At 72.1% G+C, this 8287-nt stretch carries 6 protein-coding genes; 4 read left to right on the top strand and 2 right to left on the bottom strand.

Annotated elements, in window-relative coordinates; all coding sequences use genetic code 11:
• Nucleotides 1-185: 185 nt before the first annotated feature.
• Together AOK11_RS07655 and AOK11_RS07660 are read left to right on the top strand one after the other, a co-directional pair.
• A complete protein-coding gene (locus AOK11_RS07655; RefSeq protein ID WP_055592884.1) occupies nt 186-1463 on the top strand; it encodes an amino acid deaminase in 1278 nt (425 codons plus the stop codon).
• 10 nt (nt 1464-1473) lie between these two features.
• Nucleotides 1474-3084, top strand: a complete 1611-nt coding sequence (locus AOK11_RS07660) for an N-acyl-D-amino-acid deacylase family protein (RefSeq protein ID WP_055592885.1) — start codon at nt 1474-1476, stop codon at nt 3082-3084.
• A gap of 31 nt (nt 3085-3115) precedes the next feature.
• On the opposite strand, the gene AOK11_RS07665 is transcribed toward AOK11_RS07660, so the two are convergent.
• Nucleotides 3116-4012, bottom strand: a complete 897-nt coding sequence (locus AOK11_RS07665; protein ID WP_240497255.1) for a trypsin-like peptidase domain-containing protein — start codon at nt 4010-4012, stop codon at nt 3116-3118.
• A 784-nt stretch (nt 4013-4796) separates the two neighbouring features.
• On the opposite strand from AOK11_RS07665, the gene AOK11_RS07670 reads away from it, so the two are divergent.
• Nucleotides 4797-6008, top strand: coding sequence for a pyridoxal phosphate-dependent aminotransferase (locus tag AOK11_RS07670; RefSeq protein WP_055592887.1), 1212 nt, complete (start codon nt 4797-4799; stop codon nt 6006-6008).
• 95 nt (nt 6009-6103) lie between these two features.
• Nucleotides 6104-6526: an SCO4983 family protein gene (locus tag AOK11_RS07675; protein WP_055592888.1), complete on the top strand. Its 423-nt coding sequence runs from the start codon at nt 6104-6106 to the stop codon at nt 6524-6526.
• 349 nt (nt 6527-6875) lie between these two features.
• Here the strand turns inward: AOK11_RS07675 and AOK11_RS07680 are convergent, their stop codons facing one another.
• Nucleotides 6876-7661 carry a DUF3152 domain-containing protein gene (locus tag AOK11_RS07680; protein WP_338058918.1) on the bottom strand — a complete coding sequence of 262 codons (786 nt, stop codon included), beginning with the start codon at nt 7659-7661 and terminating at the stop codon, nt 6876-6878.
• Nucleotides 7662-8287: the final 626 nt, after the last annotated feature.

The raw sequence follows: 8287 nt of genomic DNA on the forward strand, positions 1-8287 counted from the left end.
GACGGGTGGCGCGGGGCCGGGTGGGGGCGGATCGTCGGTGTCCGCCCGCATTGTCCTCGCCTTGTCCTCGTCGGCCGCCGGGACCCGTTTCCATTGACCCCGTGTGGCCGAGATGTTAGACAGCGGTAAGCGACATACGCAATGGGTGTTGCATAGAACGCAACGCACCAGATCAGGAGGCTCTGATGGTCCTCGACCCCGGTTCCGACGCCTACACGCTCCTCGCGGAGGAACGCGTCGACCACCGTTTCAAGGGCCTCCCGCCGGACGCCGACGGGCTGACCGTCGGCGAGCTGGCCGCCCAGCGCCGGAACCTGTTCACCGGCGGTTTCACCACCCCGGTGCTCGCGCTGTCCGCCGAGCGGCTGGAGCACAACCTGAAGCTGATGGAGACGTACGCGGCCCGGCACGGCCTCGCCTTCGCCCCGCACGGCAAGACGTCCATGGCCCCGCAGCTCTTCCGGCGCCAGATCGAGCACGGCGCCTGGGGCATCACGCTCGCCGTGCCGCATCAGGTGCGGGTGGCACGGGCGTTCGGCGTGCGGCGGGTGTTCCTCGCCAACGAGCTGGTGGACCCGGCGGCCCTGCGCTGGATCTCCGGCGAGCTGGACGCCGACCCCGGCTTCCGGTTCGTCTGCTACGTCGACTCCGTGCGCGGTGTCGAACTGATGGACGCGGCCCTCGCCGGGGCCGCCCGCCCGGTGGACGTCGTGGTCGAACTCGCCGGGGGCGAGGGCGCCCGGACCGGGGTGCGGACGGAGGCGGAGTGCGCCGCCGTCGCCGACGCGGTGGCGGGCGCGCGCGGCCTGCGGCTGGTCGGGGTCGCCGGATACGAGGGCGAGGTGCCGGACGCCGACCCGGAGCGGGTGCGGGCGTGGCTGCGGCGCCTGGTGGCCCTGGCGGTGGACTTCGACAAGGCGGGACGGTTCGCGGGCCTCGACGAGATCGTGGTGAGCGCGGGCGGCAGCGCCTGGTTCGACGCGGTCGCCGACGTCTTCGCGGAGATCCCCGCACTCTCCCTGCCGGCGCTGAAGGTGCTGCGCTCGGGCGCGTACGTCTCGCACGACGACGGGCACTACCGCGAGCTGACCCCGTTCAACCGGGTACCGGAGGAAGGCGCGCTGGAGCCGGCGTTCCGGCTGTGGACGCAGATCGTGTCCCGGCCGTCCGACGGGCAGGCCTTCGCCAACGCGGGCAAGCGGGACGCGGCCTACGACCTCGACCTGCCGTTCGCCCAGGTGGTCCGCCGGGACGGCACGGAGCGCCCGGCCACCGGGATCTCGGTCGTCTCCCTCTCCGACCAGCACGCCTGGCTGCGCACCGACCCGGAGGCCGACCTGGAGACCGGCGACTGGCTGGGACTCGGGCTCTCCCACCCGTGCACCTCCTTCGACAAGTGGGTACTCATTCCCGTGGCGGAGGCGGACGGCACGGTGGTCGACTACATCCGTACGTTCTTCTAGGAGGGGTGGCATGGAAGAACTCGTCATCCGGGACGCCGACGTCGTGGACGGCTCCGGCGACAGCGCGTACCGTGCGGACGTGGTCGTCGACGGCGGCCGCATCGTCTCGATCGTCAAGGAGGCGGCGGCAGCGGGCTGTCAGCGCCCGAAGGCCCGCCGCGAACTGGACGCCGAGGGGCTCGTCCTCTCCCCCGGCTTCATCGACATGCACGCCCACAGCGATCTGGCGCTGCTGCGCGACCCCGACCACAGCGCCAAGGCCGCGCAGGGCGTCACCCTCGAAGTGCTGGGCCAGGACGGCCTGTCGTACGCACCCGTCGACGACCGCACGCTCGGCGAGGTCCGCCGCGCGATCGCCGGATGGAACGGCGGCGGGGACGACATCGACTTCGACTGGCGGTCGGTGGGCGAGTACCTGGACCGGCTCGACCGGGGCATCGCGGTCAACGCCGCGTACCTGATCCCGCAGGGCACGGTGCGCGCGCTCGTCGTCGGCTGGGAGGACCGGGAGGCCACCCCCGCCGAGCTGGACCGGATGCGGCAGTTGGTCGCGGAGGGCATGGAACAGGGCGCGGTCGGCATGTCGTCGGGGCTGACGTACACGCCCGGCATGTACGCCAAGGACGCCGAACTCACCGAACTGTGCCGGGTGGTGGCCCGGTACGGCGGCTACTACTGCCCGCACCACCGCTCCTACGGGGCGGGCGCGCTCCAGGCGTACGAGGAGATGGTGACGCTCACCCGGGAGGCGGGCTGCCCGCTGCACCTGGCGCACGCCACGATGAACTTCGGCGTGAACAAGGGCAGGGCGCCCGAGTTGCTGGCCCTGCTGGACGACGCGCTCGCCGCCGGCGCCGACATCAGCCTCGACACCTACCCGTACACGCCGGGCAGCACCACGCTGGCCGCCGTGCTGCCGAGCTGGGCGAGCGAGGGCGGTCCCGAGGCGACCCTCGGGCGGCTCGCGGACGACGCGACGGCCGAACGGATCCGGCACCACCTGGAGGTCACCGGCTCGGACGGCTGCCACGGCGTGCCCATGGAGTGGGACACCATCGAGATCTCCGGGGTCGGCGACCCCGCGCTGGCGGAGTACGTGGGCCGCACGGTCCAGGAGTCGGCCGCGCTGCGCGGCGAGAGCCCGTGGGCCCTCGCCCGCGAGCTGCTGCTCAAGGACAGGCTGACCCCGTCGATCCTCCAGCACGTCGGCCACGAGGAGAACGTGCGGGAGATCATGCGGCACCGGGTGCACACCGGCGGCTCGGACGGCATCCTCCAGGGCGCCAAGCCGCACCCGCGCGCGTACGGCACCTTCCCGCAGTACCTCGGCCGGTACGTACGGGAGTTGGGCGTGCTGTCGCTGGAGGAGTGCGTCGCGCATCTGACGTCCCGGCCGGCCGCCCGGCTGCGGCTCGCGGACCGCGGGCTGGTCCGCGAGGGCTACCGGGCGGACCTGGTCCTCTTCGATCCGGAGACGGTGGCCGCCGGTTCCACCTTCGAGCAGCCCCGGACACTGCCGACGGGCATCCCGTACGTGCTGGTCGACGGGCGGTTCGTGATCGAGGACGGGCGGCGCACCGACGTCCTGGCGGGGCGGGCGGTCCGCAGGCCGCCCCGCTGACCGCCCGTCCGGCCTGCCTCGTGTCCTTTGCTCACGGCTTGGGCAGGGTGCAGCCGCTCGCACCGAGGTCGAGCCTGCTGCCCGTGCCGAAGCAGGCGGTGAACGGGTAGGTCTGCTGGGCGTAGTTGATGCCCTGGCGGACCGTGACGACGCCGTTCGCGTCGACCTCGCACGGGTTGTTGACCGTGCAGCGCGCGCCGTCCTCGTTGCCGGTGTTGTTGACGGCGACCACCTTTCCGGTGGCGTCGTCGACGACCGGCGAGCCGGAGGTGCCGCCGATGGTGTCGCAGGCGGGGGTGTAACGGACCGAGTCCTTCCAGGTCCAGTTCCCCTCCTTCAGCCGGTAGGCGAATCCGTCGACGGAGCAGGTGTAGATCCGCTTCCAGTAGCCGGAGACCACGCTGATGGCGGTGCCGGCCGCCGGGCGGGTGGCGGAGAGGGTGAGCGCGTCGATGCCGTACGCGCTCCTGATCTGCGCGTAGGTGGTTCCGAGCCGGTAGACCGCCGCGTCCGTGTCGGTCATGGTCGCGTACACGAGCCGGTTGGCGCGCAGGGTGGCGACCCGGGACCCGGCGGAGTTCAGCAGGCCGAAACTGCGGCTGGACGCCCGGTCGACGAGGACCTCTCCGGCCGCGGGGAAGCCGCTCTCCAGGCAGTGGCCGTTGGTGAGCACCAGCGCGGGGTCGTCGTCCGCCGAGTGGGGCAGGCGGACGACGGAGCCCGAGCAGTTGCTCAGCGAGACGGTGCCCGCGAAGTTCACCGCCGCGGCCTTCGGCCCGGTGAGACCGGACAGGGTGTCCGCCGCGGTGCCGGCGACGCCGTCGACGACGTCGAGCACCGTGGCCGAACCCGAACCCGCGCCCACGCCGGCACCCGCGGCCGTGTCCGCGCCCGTGGGGGTGGGCGCGGTGGCGACCGCGGGGGTCACGCCCGCCCCGGCCAAGGCCAGGGCGCAGAGCGCGACGACGAGAGGTCTCTCATGTGGGGGCGTCAACTGCTTGCCGGGGAGCGTGCACGAGGGCGGTTTGACTCGATCGTGTGATGGTCGACTTCCGGGCTTGCGGCGTCGTGGGGCGTCCGGGTTAACGTGATCGTGCGATCTGGTAACGCTGGGTACGGCGCCAGTGAGCGGGGCCCCTGCTCCACCGGAGTGATGGTTCAGGGCTTCTCCGTCGCCTCCGGCCGTACTCATGTGGCCAGGTCGTACAGGGAACCCGCCTCCTGGGCCCGGACCATGCACAGGATGCGTGTCGCCGACCCGGGGTCGAGTACGTCGGGGACCAGTGCGCCCAAGACCGTTCGGGGCGTGCGGTTGAGCAGACCCACTCCTGCTCAGTCCAGAGGAACGGTCCCCTCCTGCGACGAATCCCGCGAAGGGCGGCGGGATTCCTCCGGCCACCCACAGGATTGATCGACATGCGCATTGTCAATACGTCGCAACCGGGGGAAAAGACGCCGTTTCCGGCCTTCCGGCCGGAAGATTCCGCCGCCCGGACCACCCTCCCCGCACGGACGGCGGGAGAGGTGCCCGCGGCGGGGAAGCCCGGCGCGGAGGCGATGGAGGCGGCCTCCACGACGGCTTCCACGGCGGCCTCGCTGGCAGCCCCGAGGCCGCTTCCGGGGCGAGCCGCCGGACATATCACCCGAACCGGAGCACCTCACGTGGCGGATAACACGCCGCAAACCGCATTACCGGGCCGTAAGCTCCCCTCATGCAGGTGATCCAGTCAACCAAGCTCGCCAACGTCTGTTACGAGATCCGGGGCCCCGTGCTCGAGGAGGCGATGCGGCTGGAGGCAGCAGGGCACCGCATCCTCAAGCTCAACACCGGCAATCCGGCCGCGTTCGGGTTCGAGTGCCCGCCCGAGATCCTGGAGGACGTCCTCCGCAACGTGTCGTCGGCGCACGGCTACGGCGACGCGAAGGGGCTGCTGGCCGCGCGCCGGGCGGTCGTGATGCACAACCAGACCCTCGGCATCGAGACCGACGTCGAGCACGTCTTCATCGGCAACGGCGTCTCCGAGCTGATCGTGATGGCGATGCAGGCCCTGCTGGACGACGGGGACGAGGTACTGGTCCCGTCGCCGGACTATCCACTGTGGACGGCGGCCGTCTCGCTGGCCGGCGGTACGGCGGTCCACTACCGCTGCGACGAGCAGTCCGACTGGATGCCGGACCTCGCCGACATGGAGCGCAAGGTCACCGACCGCACCAAGGCGATCGTCATCATCAACCCGAACAACCCGACCGGCGCGGTCTACGACGAGGCGATGATCCGGGGCCTGACCGACATCGCCCGCCGGCACAACCTGCTGGTCTGCTCGGACGAGATCTACGACAAGATCCTCTACGACGACGCCACGCACACCCCCACCGCCTCGATCGCCCCCGACCTGCTCACCCTCACCTTCAACGGCATGTCGAAGGCGTACCGGGTGGCCGGATACCGGGTGGGCTGGATGGCGATCTCCGGGCCCCGCGCGCACGCCGACTCCTACATCGAGGGCCTGACGATCCTGGCGAACATGCGCCTGTGCGCGAACATGCCGGGCCAGCACGGCGTGGTCGCCGCGCTCAGCGGACGCCAGACGATCAACGACCTGGTGCTGCCGGGCGGGCGGCTGCGCGAGCAGCGGGACACGGCGTACGAACTGCTGACCCAGATCCCGGGCGTGACCTGCGTGAAGCCGAAGGGGGCGCTGTACCTCTTCCCGCGCCTCGACCCCGACGTCTTCAAGATCAAGGACGACCGGCAGATGGTCCTCGATCTCCTGCGCAGCGAGAAGATCATGGTCGTGCACGGCACCGGATTCAACTGGCCCGAACCCGACCACTTCCGGGTGGTGACCCTGCCGTCGGCCGACGACCTGCGGGACGCGGTGGGCCGGATCGCCCGCTTCCTGGACGGCTACCACCAGTCCTGACCCTGTGTGTTCACTCCGTCCGGTTCTGTCAATCACTCAACTTTAGACGAGTTCTAAGCTAGGATGGTTTCCTGATAGCACTCTGGAGGCCATCCATGTACGAACCGATCCGCGCCAAGTCGGTCCACCGCACGATGGCCGGCGCTCCTGACGACTTCCCCCGCCGCTCCCGCGAGGAAGAGCTGGACATCCAGCTCGCGGGCCATCTCGCCGCCCTGCTCGCCGTCACCGACGAGCTGCGCGTCGTGGCCCCCTCGGCCGATCTGGACACGGCGGCCGAGCGGCTCGCCGAGCAGGTGACCCGCCTGCGGGGAGGACGCAGGCCGGCCCGTGCGTCGGCGACCACGAGCGGGAGCGCGCCCTGCGTCACCGCCCTGCACCGGCAGGCGCACGCCCTCGCGGGCCGCGCCCTGGTCGTCGCCGCGTCCCGCGCCGACACGGTGGCCGCGATCCTGGCCGCCGAGCGGATGGACGCGCACACCGCGGCTCTCGAGTCACGCGAACTCGCGTCCCGCTGAGCCCCGCCCCGGGGCTCCCACCAACGGCCCCGGTCCGCGTGCACCCACAGCGACGCGCGGACCGGGCGCCTCGCACCGCGCACACGGCCGACGGGGCATTCCGGGCGCCCTGCCCGGGGTGTCCCGTCGCCGTTTCCCCTCGGAGGTCACCCGCACAGCCACCGTGCGGGGGGGCGAGCGGCTCCATCGGTGCGCCGGCCCTCCCCTTCGGCCCGGACGCCGTTCGCCGCCTCCCTCGAGTCGGCCCCCACCGCGTGACGCAGTCGTCCGGCTCCGCCCGGCCGAGGCCGCGCCCGCCCTGCCGCCGTCCTTGCCGCGAGGGCGCGGAGCGAGGGCGAACGGTCTCCGGTCACGGGACCGAGGGGCCGCCGAGATAGGTGCCGGAACGGTCGTAGGGCCAGGCGTTGGCCACGCAGCCCTGCAGGCCCTTGATCTGCTGCATCATCGCCGGGGCGGGCTTGCCCGGCCCGGGGCAGGTCTCGTGGCCCCGGCCGATGCCGTGGCCGACCTCGTGGTTGATGATCAGCGCCCGGTAGTCGCCGATCGGCCCGTCGAACTCCGGTGAACCCCGCACCCAGCGCTTGAGGTTCACGACAACGTTTTCCCCGGTCCGGCAGTTCACCTCGCCCCTGGTCAGCAGGCCGGCCTCGCCGCATATCCGGTCCACCGTCCCCGGCGTCGCGATCTTCACCGCGAGGTCGTACGTCCCCGAACTCACCAGCTGGAACGCATGCGTACCGTCACGGGTCCAGCCCCGCTCGTCCGCCAGGACGGCGGAGACCTCGGCGGCGGCCGCGGCCGCCGGGATGTCGATGCCGTCCTCGACCATCACCATGTAGCGCACCACCCGGCTGCCGCTGCCGACGGTCGCCCCGTCGGTGCGGGCCGTCGTGAACGTACCGGGGCCGACGGCGGGAACGGCGATGGTCCGACCGTCGTCCGAGGCCGACGGGGACGGCGACGGAGACACCCCGGCCTCCGGGGGCGGACTGCCCGGGGCGGACGGACCGGCACTGCTGCTCGGCGACGTGCCGCCGGCTCCGCCCGGCTCGGCCGCCGCCCCGGAGCGACTCGCCTGCCACTGCGTGAAGGCGACGCCCCCTCCCAGCACGGCACAGATGAACAGACCTGTCACCAACCCCCGTCCCGCACGCCGTCCACCGGTGCCTCTCCGGGGACGGGAAAGGCGTCTTCGGTACGGAGCAACGGACGAGGTCCGCCGGCGCCGACGGGGTGCTGGCCGACTCACGGCAGACCTTCCTCTTGACGGTGCGGAACCGCGCGACGACGTGCGCCGGGCAGGCCGCCCTGACCAGGACAGATTCAGAAGCACAAGCATGCGACGGCCGAACCGGTGAACCGGACACGGCCTGTGACATGGTGTCATGCGACGGGATCCGTGCCGCCGCCGCCCGTGGTCGCAGCAGAGGGGAACCCACGGCCGACCACGCGGCAAGGCCGAGGTGACGGCAGCGGCGGCGGCAGCAGCGGACGCTCCCGCCGTACCTGGAGGACCGGGCGAAGCGGCGGTGGGCCGGGGAACGGTCCGGGAAAGGGCGAAGGCCCGTCGCCGCCCGTTCCCGTCGGGGCGGACGGGAGGGTGACGACAGGCCCAGGGCCCCCCACGCCGTTGTGCGGGGCCTCGCCGGTCTGGGGTGCTGCCGGTCTGTGGTGCTGCCGGTCTGTGGTGCGTTCACCGCGGCCGGCTCCGATCGCGCCCTGACCAGCACCATCGTCACGGCCGGCAGCGGTCAACGCACC

This window comes from Streptomyces hirsutus (assembly GCF_001418415.1).
GTDB classification, from domain to species: domain Bacteria; phylum Actinomycetota; class Actinomycetes; order Streptomycetales; family Streptomycetaceae; genus Streptomyces; species Streptomyces hirsutus.

Coding starts and splice junctions, on each gene's coding strand:
- AOK11_RS07655 (WP_055592884.1), top strand. CDS start 186: ATGGTCCTCGACCCCGGTTCCGACGCCTACACGCTCCTCGCGGAGGAA.
- AOK11_RS07660 (WP_055592885.1), top strand. CDS start 1,474: ATGGAAGAACTCGTCATCCGGGACGCCGACGTCGTGGACGGCTCCGGC.
- AOK11_RS07670 (WP_055592887.1), top strand. CDS start 4,797: ATGCAGGTGATCCAGTCAACCAAGCTCGCCAACGTCTGTTACGAGATC.
- AOK11_RS07675 (WP_055592888.1), top strand. CDS start 6,104: ATGTACGAACCGATCCGCGCCAAGTCGGTCCACCGCACGATGGCCGGC.